Annotated in this window: 23 protein-coding genes; 11 read left to right on the top strand and 12 right to left on the bottom strand. The window is 56.4% G+C overall.

What is annotated here, in order from left to right:
* The first annotated feature begins 25 nt into the window (after positions 1-25).
* Complete coding sequence (pbpC, locus tag BLU05_RS14685; protein ID WP_091881102.1) at positions 26-2,110, top strand: penicillin-binding protein 1C; 2,085 nt, start codon at positions 26-28, stop codon at positions 2,108-2,110.
* Positions 2,111-2,378: 268 nt separating this feature from the next.
* Here the strand turns inward: pbpC and BLU05_RS14680 are convergent, their stop codons facing one another.
* The 8 genes from BLU05_RS14680 to BLU05_RS14650 form a co-directional block, all read right to left on the bottom strand.
* Entirely contained in the window at positions 2,379-2,705 is a 327-nt protein-coding gene (locus tag BLU05_RS14680; RefSeq protein ID WP_091881100.1) for an RcnB family protein, read from the bottom strand.
* 190 nt (positions 2,706-2,895) lie between these two features.
* Entirely contained in the window at positions 2,896-4,152 is a 1,257-nt protein-coding gene (locus BLU05_RS14675) for a D-amino acid dehydrogenase (protein WP_091881098.1), read from the bottom strand.
* Between the two features lie 271 nt (positions 4,153-4,423).
* A complete protein-coding gene (locus tag BLU05_RS14670) occupies positions 4,424-4,633 on the bottom strand; it encodes a cold-shock protein (RefSeq protein ID WP_091881096.1) in 210 nt (69 codons plus the stop codon).
* Positions 4,634-4,993: 360 nt separating this feature from the next.
* Positions 4,994-5,266 carry a hypothetical protein gene (locus tag BLU05_RS14665; RefSeq protein WP_091881094.1) on the bottom strand — a complete coding sequence of 91 codons (273 nt, stop codon included), beginning with the start codon at positions 5,264-5,266 and terminating at the stop codon, positions 4,994-4,996.
* Positions 5,267-5,316: 50 nt separating this feature from the next.
* Positions 5,317-5,514 carry a hypothetical protein gene (locus BLU05_RS14660; RefSeq protein WP_091881092.1) on the bottom strand — a complete coding sequence of 66 codons (198 nt, stop codon included), beginning with the start codon at positions 5,512-5,514 and terminating at the stop codon, positions 5,317-5,319.
* A gap of 545 nt (positions 5,515-6,059) precedes the next feature.
* Positions 6,060-6,200: a hypothetical protein gene (locus tag BLU05_RS26225; RefSeq protein WP_175540610.1), complete on the bottom strand. Its 141-nt coding sequence runs from the start codon at positions 6,198-6,200 to the stop codon at positions 6,060-6,062.
* A 41-nt stretch (positions 6,201-6,241) separates the two neighbouring features.
* The gene (locus BLU05_RS14655; RefSeq protein WP_091881090.1) at positions 6,242-6,508 is read right to left on the bottom strand and encodes a hypothetical protein; all 267 of its coding nucleotides are present in this window, start codon (positions 6,506-6,508) and stop codon (positions 6,242-6,244) included.
* Positions 6,509-6,752: 244 nt separating this feature from the next.
* Positions 6,753-7,682 carry a LysR family transcriptional regulator gene (locus BLU05_RS14650; RefSeq protein ID WP_091881088.1) on the bottom strand — a complete coding sequence of 310 codons (930 nt, stop codon included), beginning with the start codon at positions 7,680-7,682 and terminating at the stop codon, positions 6,753-6,755.
* A 124-nt stretch (positions 7,683-7,806) separates the two neighbouring features.
* Here BLU05_RS14650 and BLU05_RS14645 point away from each other — a divergent pair, with 124 nt between their 5' ends.
* The 3 genes from BLU05_RS14645 (at position 7,807) to BLU05_RS14635 (ending at position 10,778) form a co-directional block, all read left to right on the top strand.
* Positions 7,807-8,406: an NADPH-dependent F420 reductase gene (locus tag BLU05_RS14645; RefSeq protein WP_091881218.1), complete on the top strand. Its 600-nt coding sequence runs from the start codon at positions 7,807-7,809 to the stop codon at positions 8,404-8,406.
* Positions 8,407-8,589: 183 nt separating this feature from the next.
* On the top strand, positions 8,590-10,050 hold the full coding sequence (locus tag BLU05_RS14640; protein WP_091881217.1) for a Ppx/GppA phosphatase family protein: 1,461 nt from the start codon (positions 8,590-8,592) through the stop codon (positions 10,048-10,050).
* 20 nt (positions 10,051-10,070) lie between these two features.
* Positions 10,071-10,778 carry an RlmE family RNA methyltransferase gene (locus BLU05_RS14635; protein ID WP_091881086.1) on the top strand — a complete coding sequence of 236 codons (708 nt, stop codon included), beginning with the start codon at positions 10,071-10,073 and terminating at the stop codon, positions 10,776-10,778.
* A 4-nt stretch (positions 10,779-10,782) separates the two neighbouring features.
* Here the strand turns inward: BLU05_RS14635 and BLU05_RS14630 are convergent, their stop codons facing one another.
* Complete coding sequence (locus tag BLU05_RS14630) at positions 10,783-12,183, bottom strand: MFS transporter (protein WP_091881084.1); 1,401 nt, start codon at positions 12,181-12,183, stop codon at positions 10,783-10,785.
* Positions 12,184-12,434: 251 nt separating this feature from the next.
* On the opposite strand from BLU05_RS14630, the gene BLU05_RS14625 reads away from it, so the two are divergent.
* Positions 12,435-13,418, top strand: coding sequence for an MBL fold metallo-hydrolase (locus BLU05_RS14625; protein ID WP_091881082.1), 984 nt, complete (start codon positions 12,435-12,437; stop codon positions 13,416-13,418).
* On the opposite strand, the gene BLU05_RS14620 is transcribed toward BLU05_RS14625, so the two are convergent.
* Positions 13,415-14,770, bottom strand: coding sequence for a chloride channel protein (locus tag BLU05_RS14620; RefSeq protein WP_244518348.1), 1,356 nt, complete (start codon positions 14,768-14,770; stop codon positions 13,415-13,417). The genes BLU05_RS14625 and BLU05_RS14620 overlap by 4 nt on opposite strands.
* 131 nt (positions 14,771-14,901) lie before the next feature.
* Between BLU05_RS14620 and BLU05_RS14615 the strand changes: the two genes are divergently transcribed.
* From BLU05_RS14615 to BLU05_RS14605, 3 genes are all read left to right on the top strand, one after another.
* Positions 14,902-15,321 carry a lysozyme inhibitor LprI family protein gene (locus BLU05_RS14615; protein ID WP_091881081.1) on the top strand — a complete coding sequence of 140 codons (420 nt, stop codon included), beginning with the start codon at positions 14,902-14,904 and terminating at the stop codon, positions 15,319-15,321.
* 176 nt (positions 15,322-15,497) lie between these two features.
* Complete coding sequence (guaB, locus tag BLU05_RS14610; protein WP_091881079.1) at positions 15,498-17,003, top strand: IMP dehydrogenase; 1,506 nt, start codon at positions 15,498-15,500, stop codon at positions 17,001-17,003.
* Positions 17,004-17,019: 16 nt separating this feature from the next.
* Positions 17,020-17,559, top strand: coding sequence for a DinB family protein (locus tag BLU05_RS14605; RefSeq protein WP_091881077.1), 540 nt, complete (start codon positions 17,020-17,022; stop codon positions 17,557-17,559).
* 258 nt (positions 17,560-17,817) lie between these two features.
* Here the strand turns inward: BLU05_RS14605 and BLU05_RS14600 are convergent, their stop codons facing one another.
* Positions 17,818-18,876: an SDR family oxidoreductase gene (locus BLU05_RS14600; protein WP_091881215.1), complete on the bottom strand. Its 1,059-nt coding sequence runs from the start codon at positions 18,874-18,876 to the stop codon at positions 17,818-17,820.
* A gap of 104 nt (positions 18,877-18,980) precedes the next feature.
* On the opposite strand from BLU05_RS14600, the gene BLU05_RS14595 reads away from it, so the two are divergent.
* Together BLU05_RS14595 and BLU05_RS14590 are read left to right on the top strand one after the other, a co-directional pair.
* A complete protein-coding gene (locus BLU05_RS14595) occupies positions 18,981-19,880 on the top strand; it encodes a LysR family transcriptional regulator (RefSeq protein WP_091881075.1) in 900 nt (299 codons plus the stop codon).
* 55 nt (positions 19,881-19,935) lie between these two features.
* A complete protein-coding gene (locus BLU05_RS14590) occupies positions 19,936-20,361 on the top strand; it encodes an MAPEG family protein (protein ID WP_091881213.1) in 426 nt (141 codons plus the stop codon).
* 380 nt (positions 20,362-20,741) lie between these two features.
* On the opposite strand, the gene BLU05_RS14585 is transcribed toward BLU05_RS14590, so the two are convergent.
* Positions 20,742-21,671: a hydrogen peroxide-inducible genes activator gene (locus tag BLU05_RS14585; RefSeq protein ID WP_091881073.1), complete on the bottom strand. Its 930-nt coding sequence runs from the start codon at positions 21,669-21,671 to the stop codon at positions 20,742-20,744.
* Positions 21,672-21,817: 146 nt separating this feature from the next.
* On the opposite strand from BLU05_RS14585, the gene katA reads away from it, so the two are divergent.
* On the top strand, positions 21,818-23,314 hold the full coding sequence (katA, locus tag BLU05_RS14580) for a catalase KatA (RefSeq protein ID WP_091881071.1): 1,497 nt from the start codon (positions 21,818-21,820) through the stop codon (positions 23,312-23,314).
* Positions 23,315-23,423: the final 109 nt, after the last annotated feature.

The raw sequence follows: 23,423 nt of genomic DNA, 5'->3' as shown, positions 1-23,423 counted from the left end.
TCTTTGCTCAAGGTCGGTTCATTCGATGATCACGTGGCGCACATTTTGTATCGGCATATCCGCCAATCTGGTGGTGGCGACGGTGCTTGCGTTCGGCCTTGACCTGGCAGACAGAAAATTTCCGCCGCCATTGGAACAGGCGCGGGAAGTATCGCCAGAAGTTGTCGATGCCAATGGCCAGCTGCTCCGCGCCTTTGCCACGTCGGAAGGGCGCTGGCGCTTGCAGACCACCGCTGCTGATGTCGATCCGCAATTTGTCCGTATGCTGGTTGCCTATGAGGATCAACGCTTCTGGCAGCATCGCGGCGTTGACCCGCAGGCCTTGGCGCGCGCGGCACTGCAACTGGTAAGCAATGGTCGCATTGTCTCCGGTGGCTCTACCCTGTCGATGCAATTGGCACGCCTGATCGAACCACGCGAAGGGCGCTCGCTCAGCGCAAAATTTGCCCAGCTGGTTCGTGCCCTGCAGATCGAACGGCGATTGACCAAGGCACAGATTCTTGACCTTTACCTCACCCATGCCCCCTATGGTGGTAATCTTGAGGGTATCCGCGCGGCAAGCCTCGCCTACTTCGGCAAGGAACCGCGTCGTTTAACGGTGGCTGAATCGGCTTTGCTGGTGGCACTGCCGCAATTGCCGGAGAAGCGCCGCCCCGACCGCAATCTTGCTGCAGCACAGACCGCACGCGAGCGCGTGCTGGATCGCATGGCCGTCGCCAAAGTGGTGGGCGAGGGCGAGGCAGAACGTGCCGGGCTGATACCCATTCCGTCCCGCCGCCTGCAACTTCCTGTTTATGCGGCGCATTTGGCGGAAGCCGCCTTGCGCAAGGAGCCGCAGATTCTCAGACACCAGACAACGCTGCGCCGTCCGATCCAGCAAGGGCTTGAAGCGGTTGCCAAGGATGCGGCCAGCAAGCTTGGCCCAAAGATATCGATTGCCATGGTGATGGCCGATGCCCGTACTGGCGAAATCGTCGGTGAGGTGGGTTCAGCCAATTATTTTGATGCCAGCCGCTCCGGCTGGATTGATATGACCCGCGTCATGCGCTCGCCGGGATCGACGCTGAAGCCGTTCATCTATGGTCTGGCCTTCGAGGATGGTCTTGTGTCGCAGGAAACGATCATCGAGGATCGTCCGTCCGACTTCTTCGGTTATCGTCCACGCAATTTCGATATGAGCTATCAGGGCGATGTCAGCATAAGGCAGGCCCTGCAATTGTCGCTAAATGTGCCTGCGGTCCGTCTGCTTGATGCCGTTGGCCCGACGCGGTTGATGGTGCGTTTCCGCCGGGCCGAAGTAAGACCTGTCCTTCCAGCCAATGAAGAGCCCGGACTGGCGATTGGTCTTGGCGGCGTCGGCATTACATTGAAAGATCTGGTGCAGCTCTATGCGGCGCTTGCCAATCGCGGCAGACCTGTGCTGCTTGGGGATGGCATTCAGGGCAAACCGCAGCCGATCGAGGCGGAACCATTGCTGGAGCCGGTTGCCGCATGGCATGTGACCGATATTCTATCAGGCGTCATGCCGCCGCTTGGGGCGGCGCAGCGTGGCATCGCCTATAAAACCGGTACAAGTTATGGCTATCGCGATGCATGGTCCGTGGGCTTTGATGGCAGCTACGTGCTCGGTGTCTGGGTTGGCCGTCCGGATAATGGCGCGGTGCCGGGGATTACCGGTTTTGGTACAGCGGCGCCGATCCTGTTCGAAGGCTTTGTCAAATCCGGTGTTCCTGTTACGCCGCTGCCAAGGGCACCGGGCGGTGCCGTTCGGATCAGTCAGGCGGAGTTGCCGATCAGCCAGCGGCGTTTCAGCCGAACCTCCAACGGGCTTCTGGCCTCATCCACGCGTGAGCCTGCACCGCAGATCATTTATCCGCCTGAAGGTGCGCGTGTCGAACTCGGCGCAACATCAGGTGGAGCCTTATCGCCGCTTGTGCTGAAATTGCAGGGAGGCCGCGCACCGTTCCGCTGGCTGGCCAATGGCAAGCCTCTGCCGGAAACCTCGCGACGCCGCGACAATCAATGGGTGCCGGATGGTGGGGGATATTCAACCCTGACTGTTATTGATGCCGTTGGGCGCGCTGCAAGTGTCCGGGTCTTCGTGAACTAGAGCAGGTGTTGGTTTTTCCTGCTGCAGGCAACGGTTTTGCGTGGTTCGTGGTTCGTGGTTCGACAAGCTCACCATGAGGGAGAGTGTGGATGCAACGCTAATCACCAACGTTGCAGATCGCTAAGGTTGCAGAACTTGACTCCCTTTCATCACCCATCTCCCTCATGGTGAGCCTGTCGAACCACGCAACAATGGTTTTGCAATTCGTTGAACCCCCCTATGTCGATCTGCTCGTTTTTACAGATCATACATAGAGGGGCTCATGTATTTACCGGCCCTGAATCATTGACGCGATAATGCCGGATGCAATGCTGACCATGACATAGTCATTGTTTGCACGGACCCACTGATAACCGCGCGGCGGTGTCTTCAGGTGATAGCGGTGATAATCACGCACCACATTGCGGCGGTAGTTGTTGGGCAGCTGATGGCCACGCACCCAGCGCGTCTTCTTCACAACAGTGCGTTCGGTGATGACACGCTTCTTGACCATACGGTCCTGCTGCTGGTGGCCATAACCCTGCTGCTGCTGGGCAAAGGCTGCGGGCGTTGCAATCAGTGAAATGGCAAGGGCTGCCAGGGCGATCTTTTTCATGTTGTTTCCTCGTCGGTTGCAGGGGTTATCTTAAAACACCATGCAGTTTTACGAGGTGCGAGATGAATGAAAACTGAACGCGAACCTAAACAATTTGTAATGTTTTAAATGGGTTAGCTCGATGGAGAAGTCGCTGTCTTCTGCCCGCAAAGTCAACTTTCGCAGGCAGAAGAGAGTGTAAACCGGACCGTCAGGCGTAGCGGCTGATCCCGAGTTCCGATGCGTCAACGTCGGGTGTTTTACCGGACACAATGTCAGCCAATACCCGGCCCGAACCACAGGACATGGTCCAGCCAAGCGTGCCGTGGCCGGTGTTCAGGAAGAGGTTCTGATATTTGGTGCCGCCACCAATAATGGGCGGGCCATCAGGCGTCATCGGTCGCAGACCGCTCCAGAAGGTGGCTTTCGACAGATCGCCGCCACCGGGGAAAAGATCGCTGACAGAATGCTGCAATGTCGCCTTGCGCGCATCGCGCAGGGTCAGATCATAGCCGGAGATTTCCGCAGTGCCGCCGACGCGGATACGATCGCCAAGCCGCGTAATGGCTACCTTGTAGGTTTCATCCATGACGGTCGATTCAGGTGCGCATGTGGCATCGGCAATCGGCACGGTGATGGAATAGCCTTTGATCGGATACACAGGAACGGGCACGCCAATGCGGCGCAAGAGGAACGGCGAGTAGCTGCCAAATGCCACGACATAGGCGTCGGCTGTCAGTTCTTCCGTCTCCGTCGAAACGCTGGCAATACGGTTGCCGCTGGTGTTGATTGAGGTGATGGTGGTGTTGAAGCGGAAGGTAACGCCCTTTTCAGCCGCAAGCGCGGCCAGCTTTTCCGTGAAAATCTTGCAATCGCCGGTTTCATCGCCGGGCAGCCGTAGGCCGCCGACAAATTTTTCGCGCACATTGGCAAGGGCTGGTTCGGCGGCAATACAGCCAGCAGGGTCAAGGAGTTCATAGGGCACGCCGAACTGCTTGAGCACGTCGATATCGCCTGATGTGCCGTCATATTGGCTCTGTTTGCGGAAGAGCTGCAATGTGCCCTGACTGCGCTCATCATAGCTAATGCCGGTCTCAGCCCGCAAATCGCGCAGCGAGTCGCGGCTGTATTCAGCGATGGGGACCATGCGGATCTTGTTACGGGCATAACGTGCCGACGTGCAGTTGCGCAGCATACGCACCAGCCACAGCGCCATGTATGGATCAAATTTCGGCCGCACGACGAGGGGGCCGAAATGCATCAGCATCCATTTGATGGCTTTGATGGGAACGCCGGGGCCAGCCCATGGCGATGAATAGCCGGGTGAAATTTCGCCGGCATTGGCAAAGCTTGTCTCCAGAGCCGGACCGGGCTGCCGGTCGACCACAGTGACCTCGTGACCTGCCTGTGCCAGATACCAGGCAGATGTGACGCCAACGACGCCACTTCCAAGAACGAGAACTTTCATGGCCGCAGGGCTCCTTCATACAATGCAAATTGTGCCGGTGTCTTGGCAGACATCAGCATAGGGGTGACTCGCACTGTGGGATGCCGCAAAAATTCTTTCCAGAGGATTCTTGAAGAATACGCGGAAATATCTTGGGTTTTTAGGGGGATGCCTGATTCATCGTCCCGGATTCAGGACAAAATAAAAGGCCGGGAAAACCCGACCTTCTCAAATTCATCTTGGCTATCAGTGCCAGTACATCCGTGGTCAAAGACCGCGAAGACGAATTATATCAGCCAGCTTGAAGCTGGTCAGCAGTCATCTTGCCGGACTTGTTGTCACGAACCAGCTCGAAGCTGATCTTCTGACCGTCATTGAGGCTGCGCATGCCAGCGCGCTCAACTGCGGAGATGTGAACAAACACGTCTGCCGAACCATCGTCTGGCTGAATGAAGCCGAAGCCCTTTGTGGAATTAAACCACTTTACTGTTCCAGTGCTCATAATGAACCCTTTCAAGGAATATGTTTTGGTGACCTACCGGGCGACGCCCGACAGTTTTAGCTCGATTTTTGAAGAAGGATCGTTGAGAGCGCGTTGGCGCAATAAAACTAAAAACAAACTACCAAATACCGATGGGCCTTACATAGGGCCTGAAGATCATTTCGTCAATGCTGCGCCGGAAAAAATAATTTAATTATAAAAACTTAGCCTGATTCAACGGCTATATTGGATGCTTTTACTGCGCAATATTTGAGTGTGTCTGGCAACCATTCTTCATGGGGCAAGCACGTCTGCATTCTGATAAATTGATCCAGCCGCGGCTTAAAAGACCGCGTCAATGCGTTATGAATTGCTGTCGGGTTACTTACCCTTGGTTGCCAGCGTCACCTTTGCCTTCGCCTTGGCTTTCGTAGGCTTCTTGGCCGGTTTTAAAGCGTTTTCAGCTTCTTCTTCCGCTTCCTTGGCCAGCCGCAGCGCCTTCAGGCGTGCGGTCTTGTTTTCCCATTTTGCAGTCTCGTCATTGATAATGGCGGACGCGGCAGCGGTTGTGGCCAGACTTTTCTGTTCCGAAGGACTAAGGACCCGCTTCGGACGGACACCAACTTCAGGCAATTGTTTTGGACTATGTTTCATCGTGTCTCGCATTTTTGAGCCACAATCATCGCACGCGACGCTCCACAAGTCTATCGTGCATTCCTGCTGTGTCCCGGCGTCCAGCCCCGTGCAAAGCCATAGGACATGGCCAGAGAGGCATATTCGATCTCGCGCAGCAGGAACTCCCGCTCGGCCAGAAGTGCGGCTATCGTCGCGCGCGTGTCCCCTTGATGGTAAGCCAAGGCTTCATCGATTTCGTCTTCCGGTTGTTTCAATATGGCGTTCATCGGAATCTCCTTTTCAGAAAGAATGCCACAAGCGGGAACCCTTGAAAAGGAATTTGTTCCTGTTTTGTTCTAATTTTACTCTTGACGCGTGTTTCGGGTTGCGGGGCTGAATGGGCATTGCGCGTGGTTCGTGGTTCGTGGTTCGACAAGCTCACCATGAGGGAGAGTGTGGATGTAATGCTAATCGCAGAGATTGCAGAGTAAAACTCCCTGCAACCTCACCCCTGTCCGTCATCCTCAGTCCTCGGGTTTAACCCGAGGATGACCCGAGGACCCACGGTTAAGGAGATTGAACGAACTTGGATGCTCGGAGCTTTTAAATTGTGGGTCCTCGGGTCAAGCCCGAGGATGACGGAGAGGGGTGAGGTAAGGGAGCCAAGTTCTGCGACGTTGGCGATTAGCGTTACATCCACCCAAGCCCCTCATGGTGAGCTTGTCGAACCACGAACCACGAACCACAACCCAACGTTCACCGCAACAATACGGCGCGATCCTCACAATCGCGCCGCACCTGAACAATGGTTTGTTGGATAAGAGAGAGGCCCTTAAGGCTTGGGTTTGCCCTTGCCAATAACCTCAGTCTGTTTGCCAATGGAACTTGCAAACGGAACAGCGGCCTTCACCTCAGCCTTGTCCTTCTTTGGTTTGCGCACTTCACGGTTGCTGCGCTGTTGACCTTTAGCCATGGTGGTTCTCCTTTTGTTGATTGTAATCTGGACGGGAAGATTTATTCGGGGCGGGACTGATCCTCAAGAAGCGCTGCTTCCAGATCAAAGTGATCAATCGGGAAAACCTGCCGGGTGCTGAGCTTTGATGACCGGGATGGAACGTGGATGAAGGTCGCAACGCGGCGGTGGGCAACCCTGGCCAGGCCGTCGATCAGCTCTTCATCCTGATCGATGTCGTAATCCCCTGCGGGCAATGTCTTGTCCACTCCCTTCAGCGCAAATGGTGCGTTGAAGTGGACGATGGAATGTGTCGTACGCGTGAACATGCCAACCCTCCTCTGGAAGTGGCAAGCAGCGAAAGCTGACCTGCGGTGTTCTCATCCCGGCGGGTGCCGGAGATCAGTCGTCGTGCAACGTTTAAACCCGTCGCCGCTTTGGAATGAGATTGGCGGGTCGAGAACCTCTGACGCCGCGAAGAGCCAAATCTGAACCAAGGATATCCAAAAGGCGACAGCAAAACAATCGTCATCATTTAAGGCATAATTGCGGATGTCTCGTCCGGAAACACCTTCAGCCAAGGACACCGGCAAAACTTTCTGTCAGCCTGCCTTGCCGGAATGCCTCGGCAATAAAATCAACGAACACCCGCGTCTTTGCCGGTAGCAATGTGCGGCTGGCATAATAGATCGACACCGGTCCGGCATCGACATACCAATCAGGCAAAAGCCGAACGAGTTTGCCGCTCTTCAGAAGAGGCAGGGCAACCGGCGCTGAAAGAATCGTAACCCCGAGACCAAGCAGTGCTCCCTGCCGCATGGCCGCCGGATCGTTGACGACAATCCGTTCCCTGATATGTGCCGGCTTTTCCTCTCCTGCACTGTTGCGCAGCATTCGAACGGGTATTCGTCCTGTGCTGTCCCGACGCAAGACAATTCCGTCCATATTGGCAAGCTCCACCGGATCGGTCGGAGATACGCGCCCCTCCATGTAGCTGGGTGAGGCAACGGCAATGAGATGAAGCGTCGCGAGCGAACGCGACACCATGCCGGGCAAAAGCTCGAAGCCGCCGCCGATAGCCGCATCAAAACCTTCGCCTATCAGGTCCACCTGCCGGTTTTCGAAATGCCATTCAGGCCGGATCAACGGAAAGCGCTTGAGGAAGTCAGGGAGCAACGGCATGACAAAGCCAATACCGAGCGTCGGGCTCATGCTCACCTTGAGCACGCCTGAAGGTTCGTCGCGTTGGGCTGAAATGTCGGCAATTGCTGCCTGCAAATTATCAAGGTTCGTCCTGATAGCCTGCAGAAAGCGCTCGCCTTCCTCCGTCAACGTCAAGTTTCGCGTGCTGCGATGAAACAGCCGGATACCAAGATTGCGCTCAAGCATCGCCACATTGCGGCTCACCGCTGCGGGTGTCAGTTTCAGCCCCCGCGCTGCGGCCGAGAAGCCGCCAGCCTCGGCGCTGCGTACAAAGGACTCCAGATTGGCAAGGGTTTCCATGTCGGTACTTTCAATTGATGCTTGAAAATACTTAAAGCCATTACTCGCTTATCGTCAATGAATGAACGGACCATATTCAACCCATGCAACTTCACTCATTCACGACATCAAAGGAAATAACATCATGAGCATTGGTATTATTGGCTCGGGACTGATCGGTTCGGCTTTTGCACGGGCATTGGCGCGCGCCGGGATCGAAGCCACTCTCTCCAACAGCCGCGGACCGGATTCACTCAAAGAACTGGTCGGCGAAATCGGACCGTCCATCAAAGCGGGTACAGTCCAACAGGCTGCAAGTGCGGACATTGTTCTGATTGCCGTCAACTGGACCAAACTGCCGCAAGCACTGGCCGGTCTGCCCGCATGGAATGGCCGCATTGTCATCAATGCCAACAATGCCATTGAGGCACCTGAATTCAAGCCGTTTGATCTGAAAGGACGTCTGTCGAGCGAAGTGGTTGGCGATCTCGTTCCCGGCGCAAAACTGGTCAAGGCGCTCAACCATCTGCCCGCTGCCCAGCTTGCCGCTGACCCGAAAGCCGAAGGTGGCAAGCGCATATTGTTTTATTCGGGCGACGATGCGGACGCCAAAGCCAAGGTGGCTGCCCTGTTTGAAAAGCTTGGATTCTTTGCACTTGATCTGGGCAGTCTGGCAGCGGGCGAGAAGATGGCGGGTTTCCCCGGCGGTCCGCTTGTTATCCATAACCTCGTTAAATTTGGCTGATCGCTGTCAAAGGGCCTGCTCCATGAGCGGGCCCTTTCAGGGCTCTCCGCCCTGTCATCACCGGCTAATTTCCCTCGGGTACTTTTATATTCGGCAAATAATGTTACATTGGCTTCAACGTTAATGAACAAGCGCCTTGCCTGCGTCCTCCAGAGGTTCGCGCGGCGCCCGAAGGATAAGATTTTGAAAGACCCCGAATCGGACGCCCGTAAAGCGTCGAATGAAGGGGCGTCTGGCGGTGGTTCGGTGTCAAACGGCACTACAAATCCCGCCAAGAACGGACCCGGGCCACAAGGGGATTCTGCGCGACAGACGCAGGAGAGCCAGCCTGATTCCCAAGAAGGACGCTTCGACAAAAACCCCAAGAAACGCGCGCGCCGCCGTCGGCGTGGCAAGTCGAAACATGGTGCTGTTTCGACAGAGAATGCTGTTGCCGTTGCAGCTTCGGCGCACCCGGTCGGAGAAGCAGGTACCGTTGCGCAGGCCAAGACAGGCAAGAAACGCCGTCCGAACCGCAGACGTCGTGGACGTTCCGGTGCGAAACAGCCGGAAGCTATTATTGCCGCGACTGTAACACCGAGCAATCAGGCAAAGCCTGCCGAACAGGATAATGTCAGGCGCGAACCGAAATATGCGGGCGCTCCGCTCTACGCGGCGCTCGATCTTGGCACCAACAATTGCCGCCTCTTGGTCGCAACACCAACGCGGCCCGGCCAGTTCCGCGTCATCGATGCATTTTCGCGCATTGTTCGTCTTGGCGAAGGCCTTGGTGCAACCGGACGTTTGAGCCCCAATGCCATGAGCCGCGCTATCGAAGCGCTGAAAATCTGCCGCGATAAGCTGGAAAACCATGATGTACGCAAGGCGCGTCTCATCGCAACAGAAGCCTGCCGTCAGGCGGAAAATGGCGCGGAGTTTCTGGGGCAGGTCAAGCACGAGACCGGCCTTGATCTCGAAATCATCAACCGCCAGACCGAAGCCCGCCTTGCGGTATCCGGCTGCGGCACGCTGGTTGAACGGGAAACCGATGCGGTTGTTCTGTTCGATATCGGTGGTGGTTCCTCGGAAATTGCCCTGATCGACGTATCGGAACGGCGTTCGCCGCGTCTGGCCGAGCACATCATTGCGTGGACATCGTTGCCTGTGGGCGTTGTCACGCTGGCCGAACGTTTTGGCGGCCGCGATGTAACGACGGATAATTTCGCTGTCATGGTCAATCATGTGGCGGAACTGCTGAATGATTTCTCCGAGCGCCATAAACTCGGTGATCTGGTGAACAGCCAGAATTTCCACCTGCTTGGCACGTCTGGCACAGTGACCACGCTTGCCGGTATCCATCTGGGGCTCGACCGCTATGACCGGCGCCGCATCGATGGTATCTGGATGCAGAATGATGATGTGACCGAGATGACCAGCAGGCTTCTATCGTGGAGCTTTGACGAGCGGGTTGCCAATCCCTGCATCGGGGCTGATCGTGCCGATCTGGTTCTTGCCGGTTGCGCCATTCTGGATGCAATTCGCAATGTCTGGCCCAGCCAGAAACTGCGTGTGGCTGATCGGGGCCTGCGTGAAGGTATTTTGACTGAACTCATGTCGCGCGATGGCGCGTGGCGCAATCGATGGTTTCGCGCCAATGTCGCGTAAAAGAGGGGCGTAATTTCCCAATGGCTAAGACAACAACAGGCGGGCGCGGCGGCACTGGTACGCGCGGCCTTCATACCAAGATCAAGAAGAAGGCTGGCACGATCAAGGAATCGTCACGCCGCTGGCTGGAACGTCACATCAACGATCCCTATGTGCAGCGCTCCAAGCAGGACGGTTATCGTTCGCGCGCCGCCTACAAGCTGATCGAAATCGACGACCGCTACAAGATCCTGAAAAAGGGTCAACGCATCATCGATCTGGGTGCCGCCCCCGGCGGCTGGAGCCAGATTGCCGCTGGTATTGTCGGCTCTCCCGAGGACGCGCCGACGGTTGTCGGTATCGACTATCTGCACATCGATCCCTTGCCGGGCGTGACGCTGCTTGAGATGGATTTTCTCGATGACGCAGCACCGGACAAACTGCTCGAAGCGCTCGGCGGTCATCCCGATATCGTCCTCTCGGACATGGCGGCTCCAACAACGGGTCATCGCCGTACCGACCATATCCGCACGACACATCTGTGCGAAGTGGCGGCGGATTTTGCGGTTTCCGTGCTGCGTCCCGGCGGCCATTTTCTGACCAAGACCTTTCAGGGCGGTACGGAAAATGAAGTGCTGACGCTGCTCAAGCAGCACTTCAAATCCGTACATCACGTCAAGCCGCCCGCATCACGCGCGGAGTCGGTCGAGCTTTATCTGCTCGCACGCGATTTCAAGGGTCGTTCCTGATCCTCTATTCGGCAGGTGCGGGCTTGGCGGGCGGGTAATGGCCCGACACTTCGGCGCCCGCATCCGGCTTCATCGGCATAAACGAGAAGAACGCCAGCGATGATATGGCTGCCACAAGGAAGAATGCCGTGTGGAAGTCGGCCAATCCCAATGGCCTGTCGTGCAGGCTGGTGGAAACTTCAAGAATGCCGCCAGCCACTGCTACACCAAGCGCAATGGATATTTGCTGCGCAACCGATGCGATGGGTGTTGCCAGACTGGTCTGTTCATTCGGCACTTCCGCATAGGCAAGCGCATTGGTGCCGGTGAAGAACAGGGACCGGAAAAAGCCAGCAACCAAAAGCAGAACGATGATCAGCGCTGTTGGCGTCTGCGGTGTGAAGAAGCCATTGATGGCGATAAAGCTTGCAGCGACCAGCGAGCCCCACATCAGCGCATTGCGAAAACCTGTCTTGCGGAAAAACCACTTGGTAACCAGCTTCATGCCGATAGCACCAGCAGCCGACACAAAGGTAATCAGGCCCGATTGAAACGGCGTCATGCCAAAACCGATCTGGAACATCAGCGGCAGCAGGAACGGTGTCGCACCGACGCCGATACGGAACAGGCTTCCACCAAATATCGAGGCGCGAAACACCTGATTTTTGAACAGATCAAGCGCCAGCAGCGGCTCCGGCGTGCGCTTGGCATGAATGAGATAAAGCACCGTCGAGATCAGCCCGATAATAAGCGTTGTTATTCCGACCCAGACCGGCAAGGCAGGAAGACTGACGACGGAAAGGCCAAAGACCACACCGGACGCGGCAATGCCGCTGAGGAAGAAACCGGGCACATCAAGCTTGCGCTGGATCAGCGTTTCCACGTCAGGCAGATAGCGCGTGGCGAACCAGATACCAAGCAAGCCGATGGGAACATTGATCAGGAAAATCCAGTGCCAGGTGAAATAGGTGGTCAGGAATCCGCCAATGGGCGGCCCGAGCAGCGGCCCGACAAGGGCAGGCACTGTCAGCCATGCCATGGCGCCGACAAGTTCACTGCGCGGGGTTGATCGTACGAGCACCAGACGTCCAACCGGTGTCATCATGGCACCGCCAACACCCTGCGCGAAGCGCGAGATGACGAAAGCCAATAGAGAATTCGATACGGCGCAGGCAATCGAGCCCAGCACGAACACGACAATCGCCGCGCGAAACACATTCTTTGCGCCGAAACGGTCGGCCATCCAGCCACTGACCGGAATGAACACGGCAAGCGAAACGAGATAGGCGGTCAGTGCCAGTTTCAGGGCAATCGGGCTTGTCCCGATATCCGCTGCAATGGCGGGCAGAGATGTGGAAATGACAGTCGAGTCCATCTGCTCCATGAACAGGGCGACTGCGAGCACGAGCGGAACAATGCGATTCACAATGAATTCCAGTTCTCAGTAAAGGGCTTCGTCAGCAATCGGGGTCCGTCGCGGGACTCACACTCAAAAAACAACCCTTGCTGGCGCTGCGATATCACCAGTGTGGCGGGTGCTCAAGCACCGATCAATCAGATGTGATCCGGCGCGATCAGATTTTCCGCTATTCAGAACGGAACAGTTCGCCAGCCGCAGCGTTGCCCGGACTAAATCTCAACCGCAGAACCCAAGACTGCCTGAAGGAGATGCCCCCTATGACCCCCTACGAAATTTCCCGTCGCGACTTGTTTCTTGCGTCTAGCGCGATTGCTGGAGGCTTGGCTATGTCTCAGGTTATGTCAGAGCCTGCTACGGCAGCGGTCCCGTTGTCTGGCGCAAAGTCGCCGGGCTTCAAACGCTTTAAATTGGGTGATTTCGAAATTACCACACTGCTTGATGGCTTGCGCCCGTCCGATGGGCCGTTTCCTACCTTTGGAGCCGATCAGTCGCAGGAAAAAGTGGGCGAACTCATGCGTGCCAATTTCCTGCCGGAGACAAAATTCGTCAACGGCTTTGCCCCGGTTCTGATCAATACGGGCAGTGAGCTAATCCTGTTCGATACCGGTTTTGGTGCGGCGGGACGTGACAATGGTTTTGGCCAGCTGGAAGCCAATATGAAAGCGGCTGGTTATACGCCCGATCAGGTGAGCACGGTTGTCATCACCCACATGCATGGCGACCACATTGGTGGCTTGATGAATGGCGACACACCGGGCTTTGCCAATGCACGTTATATCGCCGGGCAGATCGAATATGATTTCTGGACCGATCCGGCGCGGACAGGCACACCCGCTGAAGCTGGTGCCAAAGGCGTTGCAGCCAAGGTGAAGCCGCTGGCCGAAAAAACCACGTTCATCAAGGCTGGCGATGCAATCGTATCCGGCATTACCAGTGAAGCAGCCTATGGGCATACGCCCGGCCACATGATTTTCCATGTGGAATCCGCAGGCAAGCGAGTGGTGCTAACAGCCGACACTGCCAATCATTATGTCGCTGCCTTGCAGCATCCCGAATGGGAGGTCGCCTTTGACACGGATCGCGCCAAGGGCATCGAAACGCGCAAGCGGGTTCTCGACATGATCGCCACCGACCGGGTGCCATTCATCGGCTACCACATGCCGTTCCCGTCAGCCGGTTATCTTGAACGGCTTGGAAGCGGCTACCGCTTTGTGCCTGTGACCTACCAGTTCGACGTTTAAGGCTGTTCCAGTATTGCCGCTGCGGCTTCGGCGCGCTTGCGCCGGATCGTATCGGCAATGAATACCCGTGACAGGGCATGGTAGAGCGGTTCGTGCGAGATAATCCGCGCCGTGCCGTAGCCGAGCATCGATGTGCACATCAGCGCAATCACACTGTCGTGGCTGCCGGTCATTTCCAGAATGATGACAAAGGCCGTCATTGGCGCTTGCACCACACCGGCGAAATATCCCGCCATGCCAAGCACCGCCGCAAGGCCGATATTGCTGCCGGTGAGCAAGCCGACGGAGCTGCCAAAGCTCGCACCGACAGAAAGTGAGGGTGCAAAGATACCGCCGGGAATGCCCGATACCATCGAGAGGAAACTCGCAAGCAGCTTTTCCAGAAAGAAATACCACGGCAGGGCATGGCCTTCCACAGCGCCGCGCGCCTGCTCATAGCCGGTGCCAAAGGTTGTCCCGCCTGATGCCACCCCGATCAACGCCACGGCAAAGCCGCACACCGCAGCCAGCAACAGTGTCCGGCGAAACGGATCAGGCGCGGCCCAGCGCTTGATCCGGCGCAGTGCCTTGACTGCACCCGCGCTGAAACAGGCACCGAATGCACCGCCGCCAACACCGCACAGAATAACCAGCAGCCAGTCGGAAAAGCCGGTGGTTGCCGCCACCGATTCACCAAAATAGGTGTAGTTGCCGACAAGCCCGATGGCCGCCAGACCGGAGAGAATCACCGCGGTCAAAACCAGACCATTGGTGCGGGCCTCATAGGAGCGGCCCATTTCCTCGATGGCAAAGACGATACCCGCAAGCGGTGTGTTGAAGGCGGCAGCGATACCGGCGGCGGAACCGGCCAGAATAAGACCGCGCGCCTGCGCCATGCCACCCCAGCGCGCCACCTGCAGCATCAGCGACGCGCCAACCTGTACAGTCGGACCCTCACGGCCAATGGAGGCGCCCGAAAACAGCCCGACAACAGTCAGAAGAATCTTGCCGAAAACCATGCGCAGGGAAAGCAGTCTGATACGATCTTCGTGATCGTTGAGATGCCGGGCGGCAATGGCCTGCGGAATGCCGCTGCCTTGTGCATTGGGAAAGAAGCTGTAGGCCATATAGGCACAGAAAATGAAACCCAGCGGCGTAATGATCAGCGGCAGGAATGTTGTCCAGCCGCTGGTGCCTATAACACCATGGAACGATTGCTGGGCAAGATCCGCCAGTTTGGCAAAAAGCACGCTGATGACGCCGATCGTGATTGCACCCGCCCAGAACACGAGGCGTGGTCGCCAGACGCGGGTATTGCCCCACATGGCGCGCGACCGGCGCAGGACGGAAACTTTTCGATAAATCGGGCGCACTGGATTTCCAATATCAAACAGCAGAAGGGATGTTTTGTCCTAACATGAGCGAAAACATCAGGCCAGTCTCATCAATTCGCTCTTTTCTTGCCAAGATGCATAGGGCAATTTGCCGGGACGAGGAGGACGCCATGAAACGATTCTATGCTTTGCTTTGTGTTTCGCTGACACTGGGTGCCGTGGCTCCGGCTTTTGCCGCATCGACGGAAGAAAAGGTCGATCCGATCGATAAGGCTGCCAATGAGTGTCTGGCCAAACCGGAGGGACAGACAACCGCAGGCATGGTTGATTGCACGCATAAGGCGTTCGTCGCCTATGACAAACAATTAAACGAAGTCTACAAGAAGGCTCTGGCATCGGTTGATCCAGAGTCTGCCAAAAAGATCCGCGATGCCCAGCGCAAATGGGTGGCGTGGCGCGAGGCCCAGATCAAGGCCAATGATGGCCCTTGGCGTGCCGACCGGGGCACGATTGTCAGCATCGATATCGAAGCAATGAACGTGGATGCGGTGCGTGCGCGCATCAAGGAACTTCAATATTATGGGCAGTAGGGGCGGTTTTTATCCACCCCTAGCGGGTGATCACGTATTACTGATTGCGGAATAAATACGTTTCCACCTTTCCAAACCGACATATCCATGTTACCAGCCCGTGCCAATTCACCTGAACATTACTGACTCGGCGCACCGCCATCGTGGTGCGCTTGTCGCTTTTTAAGGAATTGGTTATGGCAAAAATCGTAGAATCCGCGACAGGCGCGCTGGCACTGACATTTGACGATGTCCTGCTTCAGCCGGGTCACTCCGAGGTCATGCCCGGCCAGACCGATATTCGCACCCGCATTGCTCCCGATATTGAACTCAACCTGCCGCTGCTCTCCGCAGCCATGGACACGGTCACCGAGTCGCGTCTGGCGATTGCCATGGCACAGGCTGGCGGCATGGGCGTTATCCATCGCAATCTCACCCCTGAGTTGCAGGCCGAAGAGGTCCGTCAGGTCAAGAAGTTCGAATCCGGCATGGTGGTCAATCCTGTGACCATCGGCCCGGATGCAACCCTTGCCGATGCGCAGGCGCTGATGCGCGCCCATGGCATTTCGGGCATTCCCGTCGTTGAAAATGGCGGCGAGGGCAGCCGCAAGCCCGGTCGTCTCGTTGGTATCCTGACCAACCGCGATGTGCGCTTTGCTTCGGACCCGTCGCAGAAGATTTACGAGTTGATGACGCGCGAAAACCTGATCACCGTGCGCGAGAACAATGTTCAGCACGAGGAAGCCAAACGGCTTCTTCATCAACACCGCATCGAAAAACTGCTGGTTGTTGACGGCAAGGGCCATTGCGTCGGCCTCATCACCGTCAAGGATATGGAAAAGTCGCAGCTTAACCCGAACGCCGCCAAGGATGCGCAGGGCCGCCTTCGCGTTGCCGCTGCATCCAGTGTGGGCGAAGACGGCTTTGAGCGCGCCGAACGGTTGATTGCTGCCGGCGTCGACGTTCTCGTCATTGATACGGCCCATGGCCATTCGCAGCGTGTTCTGGATGCAGTCACCCGCGCCAAGAAAATGTCCAATGCCGTGCGCATCATCGCCGGTAATGTGGCGACGGCTGCTGGCACACAAGCGCTAATTGATGCGGGCGCCGATGCGGTCAAGGTCGGTATTGGACCCGGCTCCATCTGCACCACACGTATCGTTGCCGGTGTTGGTGTACCGCAGCTATCGGCTGTCATGTCGGCGGTTGAAGCGGCCCACAAATCAGGCGTTCCTGTTATCGCCGATGGTGGCATCAAATATTCAGGCGATTTTGCCAAGGCACTTGCTGCCGGTGCTTCCGCTGCCATGGCCGGTTCCGCGCTTGCAGGCACCGAAGAAAGCCCCGGTGAGGTCTATCTCTATCAGGGCCGCTCGTTCAAAGCCTATCGCGGCATGGGCTCGGTTGGCGCCATGGCGCGCGGTTCGGCAGATCGCTATTTCCAGGCTGAGGTAAGGGACGAGCTAAAGCTGGTTCCAGAGGGCATTGAAGGTCAGGTTGCCTATAAGGGGCCAGTATCGGGCGTGCTGCACCAGCTCGCTGGCGGTCTTCGTGCCTCCATGGGCTATGTCGGTGCAAAAAACCTTGAAGAATTCCGCGAAAAGGCAACCTTCGTGCGCATCACCAATGCGGGTCTGCGTGAAAGCCACACCCATGATGTGACAATCACCCGCGAAAGCCCCAACTATCCGGGCGGCAACTGATACGGGCGCGGAGGCCATGTCTGACAACACCCTCCGCGACCACTTCTCGGCCATGGCGCGCAACAGCGCCTGGTCGAACAACCGGCTGCTTGGTGCCTGTGCAGGGTTAACCGATGCCGAGTTTGCGCAGGAGCGCACCAGTTTCTTCCCATCGATCCAGATGACGCTCAACCACAACCTTATCGTTGACCATATCTATATGGCCGACATCAAAGGTATCGGACGCAAGAATATCAGCCTTGTCGGCGATATTCCTTTTCCCAAACTCATTGATCTGAAGAAAGCACAGGATGCTTTCGATGCGGAACTTATTGCTTTTTGCGACAGCCTGAGCGCATCCGATCTCAACCGGATCATATCCATCGAATGGCATGATGGCGCGGTGTCACGCGAGCCGCTGCGGCTTGTCCTGTCGCATCTCTTCGTGCATCAGATACACCATCGCGGACAGGCGCATGCCATGCTGGCGGGAACAAAAGTGCCCCCGCCACAACTCGATGAGTTTTTCCTGAATTATGATATGCCCCGGCGGAAAGATGAGCCTTTTACGGGGTGAGAGCGTAAGTGCCGCTCTTACCCCCTCCCCACAAGGGGGAGGGTAAGAGTGGTGCCATCTTTCCATCGATCAAATGCCTGAACATCAAAGAGGTTACAGAACCAAATACCGTGGTTCGACAGGCTCACCATGAGGGAGAGTGAAGATTGCAGGGAGTCACATCCTGCAACGTTGGCGACTATCATTGCAGCCCACCCCAGTCCCTCATGGTGAGCCCGTCGAACCACGCACGATGTTGATGCAAACAGTATTTGAAAGTCACGGAATAATCTTCCGCTCCCGCAAATCCCGGAACACCCGCAAAAACATCTCCTCCGTATCGGTATATTCATGAAACCCGGCGCGGCGCAGTTTTGTGCCGTCGGCGAAGAAATCATAATTCCAGCTGAACACCGCATCGCCAAATCCCCATGAGGACACATCCTTGTAGGGCACATCGGTGAGACCGTGTTTCCTGATCATACTGTCCCACAGTGGTTCCTTGTCAGCCATCACTACATTCAGTGACATCGGCAGGGGCGGGGCAACTTCGAGATCAAAGAATTTGGCAATTTTTGGCCACATCTCACTCCAGCGGAACAGGTCGCCATTGTTGATGTTGTAGGCCTGATTGCCGCTGGCCGGATTGGTGGCGATAAACACTGTTGCCCGCGCAAGCAGTCCGGCATCGGTCATTTCGAGTAGGCTGTCATAGGCGCCCGGCTTGCCCGGAAAACGCAGGGGAATGCCAAGTTCCTTCGACATCGAAGCATAGACCGCGATCACCGATGCAAGGTTCATCGGATTGCCCAATGCAAATCCAACCACCACAGACGGGCGCAGCGCTGACCATGTCCAGCTTTTATCCTTCTGCAAGGCTTCAAGGAAATCCTGCTGGTCGATATTGAATTCCGGCGGCATGTGATTGGCGTCGCTTTCGCGGGCCGGGGTCTTGAATGGACCGAGATGCGCACCGTAGACCTTATAGCCCTGCATCAGGCTGATGTGCTGAAGCTTGGGTGCGATAGGTTCAATAGCGCCCACCACATTCACCAGCATGGCAAGGTTCGGCGGCACCAGTTCGGCCCATGTCGGGCGATCCTGATAGGCCGCGTAAAATATATGCGTGATATCTGTCAGGTGCGCGAGCTTTGCCTTGGCATCCGCAGCGTCGAGCAGATCGACCGCGATATGGCTGAGCTTGCCCGCAGTTTTACCGCCCCGCCGCGACAGCCCCACAATCTCCCAGTCACCAAGTTCTTTAAGATGCGCGATGAGATTGCCGCCGATAATGCCGTTGGCACCCACAATTACGGCCTTCTTGATATTCTCCGTCATTTCATCAGCTCCATTTCGTTGGTGCTGCATCATCATTCATTCGTAGCTATTTGCGTAGATGCGCCGTGATGATATCATTCATAAGAATATCTTTGAGGTGATGTATGGACCGGTTCACAGCGATGAAGACCTTTATGCGGGTGGCGGAGCTTGGCTCACTGTCGGCTGCGGCGCGGGAACTTGGCCTCACACAGCCTGCGGTCAGCCAGCAGGTGGCTGCGCTGGAACGCCATCTCAAGATGCGGCTTCTGCACCGCTCGACCCGCCAGCTGGCTCTGACGGAAAGCGGCGAAACCTATTACCAGCGGGCGCGGCATATCCTGCAGACGGTTGAGGAGGCGGAAGAGGAGGTGGCCGGTCTTGCCACGGCCATTCGCGGCAATCTTCGTGTGCATGCACCTGTTGGCTTTGGCCAGATGCATCTGGCCCCTGTTCTTATCGATTTTCAGCGGCAACACCCGGATTTGACCGTCGAACTCATCCTTGATGACCGCTTTGCCGATCTGGTGGCCGAGGGTGTCGATGTCGCCATTCGCTTCGGCGCGCTGGCATCATCAGGGCTTGTGGCGCGCAAGCTTGCCACGTTCGAACGCATTCTCGTGGCTTCGCCCGATTACGTTGCACGATACGGCAATCCCTCGACACCGGAGGAATTGTCAGAGCACCCGCATGTCAGGTTCATCTGGTCGCCTCAGGGGGAGGCGGTGCCCCTGATTGGTCCTGAGGGTGCGATCACAGTGCCGGTTAAATCCAGCTTTCTCGCCAACAATGCCTTCGTGCTCAATCAGGCCCTGTGCGCAGGGGTGGGAATTGGCGGAGCGCAGGTACCGCTGATCCGGCAATTCCTTGACGAGGGCAGTCTTGTCAGGGTTCTGCCCGCCTATGGCTATGCGCCGATGGATGTTCACGTGGTCTATGCATCGGCAACGTTTCTGCCACGCAAGGTGCGCGCTTTTGTTGATCATCTCGCCGCAAGTCTGACGGAAATTCCCGGTCTGAATTAACAGGTTGCGGAAAAAATGAACGTAGACGTAAGATGCGTCAACGATGGAGGAAACCATGTCGCAAACAGCAATTCTCTGGCCAATAATCGCTCTGACAGCCCTGATCTACATTGTTTACGGGCTGGTTTTTCTGCGCCGGATGGAGGCTGTCGGCAGCGGGCAGGCATCGGCGCGCGATTTCAAGGTGCCAGTGAAAGAGCCAGAGGCCAGCGCCACGGTGATCCGCAATCTGATCAATCTCTATGAATTGCCCGTGTTGTTCTATGCCGTGTGCATTTCACTTTACGTGGTCAATGGCGCATCATTCCTTGCTGTTATCGTGGCATGGCTGTTTGTGGCAGCACGCATTGCCCACACATTCGTGCATGTCACGTCAAACAGTTTGAAACTTCGCCAGCCCATCTTCACCATTGGCTATATTCTCAACGGTGTTCTCTGGGTCATGCTCGCCCTGCATCTGGCTATACCTGCCCCGGTTTAGACGTAGAGTCACTGGTAGAGAGAGCGGTTTCATATTTCACCCCCCTCTGTCCTGTCGGACATCTCCCCCACAAGGGGGGAGATCAGCCATCACTACCGCCTTTGCACAATCTGAAACTTTTCCTGTTGTGCAAAAGCGTTCATGTCAATGTGATCTCCCCCCTTGTGGGGGAGATGTCCGACAGGACAGAGGGGGGTAGATGCCGCCGGTTCGTGGTTCGACAAGCTCACCATGAGGGAGAGTGTGGATGCAAGACTAACCGCAAAGATTGCAGATCACAGAGGGGCAGAATTTAGCTCCCTTTCATCACCCCTCTCCCTCATGGTTGTTATGTCGAACCACGAACCACAACCAATACCCCCACAACCCCGCCAATCCCCTCAGGCAGCCAAATCATCCAGCTCATCGGCTGAAATCAGCAAACGCTGGCCGCAATCGACAATCGTTGTGGCCAAAGCCTCAAAATCATCACGCCGTTCGCTTTGCCTGCGCCAGATCAGGCCAATCTCCCGTGAAGGTTCGGGGTCGGCAAAAGCAATAATGCGGACATTGTTGCGGCTGGCTTCCGTGCGCACGGCGATCTCGGGGATCAGCGTCAGGCCCATGCCATGGCTGACCATTTGCAACAGGGTTGCCATGCTGGTGGCGCCGTAATTGACCAGTTGCCGCTGCTTGACGCTGGTGCAGACTGCTAACGCCTGATCGCGCAGGCAATGGCCCTCTTCCAGCAGCAGCAGGCGCTCCAGCGCCACATTCTCCTGCGTCATCGGAGATGTGAGAATGTCGATGTCATTGCTTGAGGTGGCGATGAGAAAGCGGTCCCGGAACAGTGGTTTGGCAATCACGCCTTCGCTGTCGATCGGCAGGGCGGCGATCAGCGCATCGAGATCGCCGAGACGCAAATCCTCGACGAGTTTTGATGTCACTGCCTCGCGCAATTCGATGGTCAGGTCAGGATAGGTCGCCCGCAGTTCCGGGATGAGAATCGGCAGGAGATAGGGCGCAATGGTTGGTATGATCCCGAGCCGCAGGCGCCCCTGTAAAATGCCGCGCCGCTGCGAGGCGAGTTCTTCCAGCGAGCGGATGCCGTTCAGAATGCCACGAACCCGCGGCAGAAGCCGTTTGCCCATATCAGTTAGAACAACCGTGCGGCGCGTCCGCTCAAACAGGGTTGTCCCGAGCCGCTGCTCCATTTCGGCGATCTGCGCGGAGAGCGCGGGCTGAGAAATACGCGCGAGTTCCGCCGCTTTGCGAAAGTGCAAAGTGGTGGCGAGGATATCGAAATAGCGCATTTGCCGGACTGAAAACATGATAACTAAATCCTATCAATAATAATTCTAAATTCAATTGGAAACTATGATTGGAATAGTTCTATGGTAGCGGCGAGATCGCAGTAGGCCATGGTGCCCTGCGATTCTGAAATAGTGTCAGAACACGAAATTCAAGGGAGAAGCCAATGGCTGACCGTCCGACGTTGACAACTACTGCCGGTGCACCGGTATCAGACAATCAGAATTCGAGAACTGCCGGCGAACGCGGCCCTGTTCTTCTGGACGACTACCAGCTGCTTGAAAAGCTTGCCCACCAGAACCGTGAACGTATCCCGGAACGCGTTGTTCACGCCAAGGGCTGGGGCGCATTCGGTACGCTGAAAATCACCGGCGACATTTCCCGCTACACCAAGGCCAAGGCATTGCAGCCGGGTACTGAAACACCGCTGCTGCTGCGTTTCTCCACCGTTGCCGGCGAACTCGGCGCAGCCGATGCCGAGCGCGACGTGCGTGGTTTTGCGCTGAAATTCTACACCAGCGAAGGCAATTGGGATCTGGTTGGCAACAACACGCCCGTGTTCTTCGTCCGCGATCCGCTGAAATTCCCTGACTTTATCCACACGCAGAAGCGTCATCCGCGCACCAATATGCGTTCGGCCACCGCCATGTGGGATTTCTGGTCGCTATCGCCGGAAAGCCTGCATCAGGTTACAATCCTGATGTCTGATCGCGGTCTGCCAGTCGCGCCGATGTATATGAACGGCTACGGCTCGCACACCTATTCCTTCTGGAATGATCAGGGCGAACGTTTCTGGGTAAAGTTCCACTTCAAGACTCAGCAGGGCCATAAGCATTATACCAATGCCGAAGCCGAAACGCTCATCGGCAAGTCGCGCGAAACCTATCAGGAAGAACTGTTTGGCGGCATTGAACGCGGCGCATTCCCGAAATGGACTGTTCAGGTCCAGATCATGAGCGAAGCTGACGCTGAGAAGACCTCCTACAATCCGTTCGACCTGACCAAGGTTTGGCCGCATGGCGAATTCCCACCGATCGAAATCGGTGTCATGGAGCTTAACCGCAACGCCGACAACTATTTTGCCGAGATCGAACAGGCGGCCTTCTCGCCCTCAAACGTTGTTCCCGGCATTGGCCACTCGCCAGACAAGATGCTGCAGGCGCGCGTGTTCTCCTATGCGGACGCGCATCGCTATCGCCTCGGTACACATTACGAAGCCCTGCCGGTTAACCAGCCGAAATGCCCTGTGCATCACTATCACAAGGATGGCCAGATGAATTTCGTTGGCCAGAAGACCGGCAATGTGGATGCTTATTACGAGCCCAACAGCTTCTCCGGTGCTGTCGAGCAGCCTTCGGCAAAAGAGCCGCCATTGGCCCTGTCAGGCAGTGCAGACCGTTACAACCATCGCATCGGCAATGATGATTATGGTCAGGTAACGGCTTTGTTCAATCTGTTCGATGCCGGGCAGCGTTCGCGCCTGTTCTCCAACATCGCTGCGGCAATGGGCGGCGTTCCCGGTGCTATCATCGAGCGCCAGCTGGCGCACTTCAAGCTGGTTCATCCTGAGTATGAAGCCGGTGTGCGTGCGGCACTCAAGGAAGCGCATGGCTATGAAGCCAATGCAATTTCCAACGAAGAAAAGCACGCCGCAGCCGAGTAAACACGGCTGAACGTACTTTGTTGAGTAAAGTGAAAGCCGGAGCATCACGCTCCGGCTTTCTTTTATTGGCTTTGCCATGTATGCGATGCCGGTAGATCTAATGAAGGAA

This window comes from Phyllobacterium sp. OV277 (genome assembly GCF_900104355.1).
Lineage (GTDB): Bacteria > Pseudomonadota > Alphaproteobacteria > Rhizobiales > Rhizobiaceae > Phyllobacterium.
Note: the sequence above shows the minus strand (reverse complement) of the source record. Positions and strands in the feature narration are given on the sequence as shown.

Coding starts and splice junctions, on each gene's coding strand:
- pbpC (WP_091881102.1), top strand. CDS start 26: ATGATCACGTGGCGCACATTTTGTATCGGCATATCCGCCAATCTGGTG.
- BLU05_RS14680 (WP_091881100.1), bottom strand. CDS start 2,705: ATGAAAAAGATCGCCCTGGCAGCCCTTGCCATTTCACTGATTGCAACG.
- BLU05_RS14675 (WP_091881098.1), bottom strand. CDS start 4,152: ATGAAAGTTCTCGTTCTTGGAAGTGGCGTCGTTGGCGTCACATCTGCC.
- BLU05_RS14670 (WP_091881096.1), bottom strand. CDS start 4,633: ATGAGCACTGGAACAGTAAAGTGGTTTAATTCCACAAAGGGCTTCGGC.
- BLU05_RS14665 (WP_091881094.1), bottom strand. CDS start 5,266: ATGAAACATAGTCCAAAACAATTGCCTGAAGTTGGTGTCCGTCCGAAG.
- BLU05_RS14660 (WP_091881092.1), bottom strand. CDS start 5,514: ATGAACGCCATATTGAAACAACCGGAAGACGAAATCGATGAAGCCTTG.
- BLU05_RS26225 (WP_175540610.1), bottom strand. CDS start 6,200: ATGGCTAAAGGTCAACAGCGCAGCAACCGTGAAGTGCGCAAACCAAAG.
- BLU05_RS14655 (WP_091881090.1), bottom strand. CDS start 6,508: ATGTTCACGCGTACGACACATTCCATCGTCCACTTCAACGCACCATTT.
- BLU05_RS14650 (WP_091881088.1), bottom strand. CDS start 7,682: ATGGAAACCCTTGCCAATCTGGAGTCCTTTGTACGCAGCGCCGAGGCT.
- BLU05_RS14645 (WP_091881218.1), top strand. CDS start 7,807: ATGAGCATTGGTATTATTGGCTCGGGACTGATCGGTTCGGCTTTTGCA.
- BLU05_RS14635 (WP_091881086.1), top strand. CDS start 10,071: ATGGCTAAGACAACAACAGGCGGGCGCGGCGGCACTGGTACGCGCGGC.
- BLU05_RS14625 (WP_091881082.1), top strand. CDS start 12,435: ATGACCCCCTACGAAATTTCCCGTCGCGACTTGTTTCTTGCGTCTAGC.
- BLU05_RS14615 (WP_091881081.1), top strand. CDS start 14,902: ATGAAACGATTCTATGCTTTGCTTTGTGTTTCGCTGACACTGGGTGCC.
- guaB (WP_091881079.1), top strand. CDS start 15,498: ATGGCAAAAATCGTAGAATCCGCGACAGGCGCGCTGGCACTGACATTT.
- BLU05_RS14605 (WP_091881077.1), top strand. CDS start 17,020: ATGTCTGACAACACCCTCCGCGACCACTTCTCGGCCATGGCGCGCAAC.
- BLU05_RS14600 (WP_091881215.1), bottom strand. CDS start 18,876: ATGACGGAGAATATCAAGAAGGCCGTAATTGTGGGTGCCAACGGCATT.
- BLU05_RS14595 (WP_091881075.1), top strand. CDS start 18,981: ATGGACCGGTTCACAGCGATGAAGACCTTTATGCGGGTGGCGGAGCTT.
- BLU05_RS14590 (WP_091881213.1), top strand. CDS start 19,936: ATGTCGCAAACAGCAATTCTCTGGCCAATAATCGCTCTGACAGCCCTG.
- BLU05_RS14585 (WP_091881073.1), bottom strand. CDS start 21,671: ATGTTTTCAGTCCGGCAAATGCGCTATTTCGATATCCTCGCCACCACT.
- katA (WP_091881071.1), top strand. CDS start 21,818: ATGGCTGACCGTCCGACGTTGACAACTACTGCCGGTGCACCGGTATCA.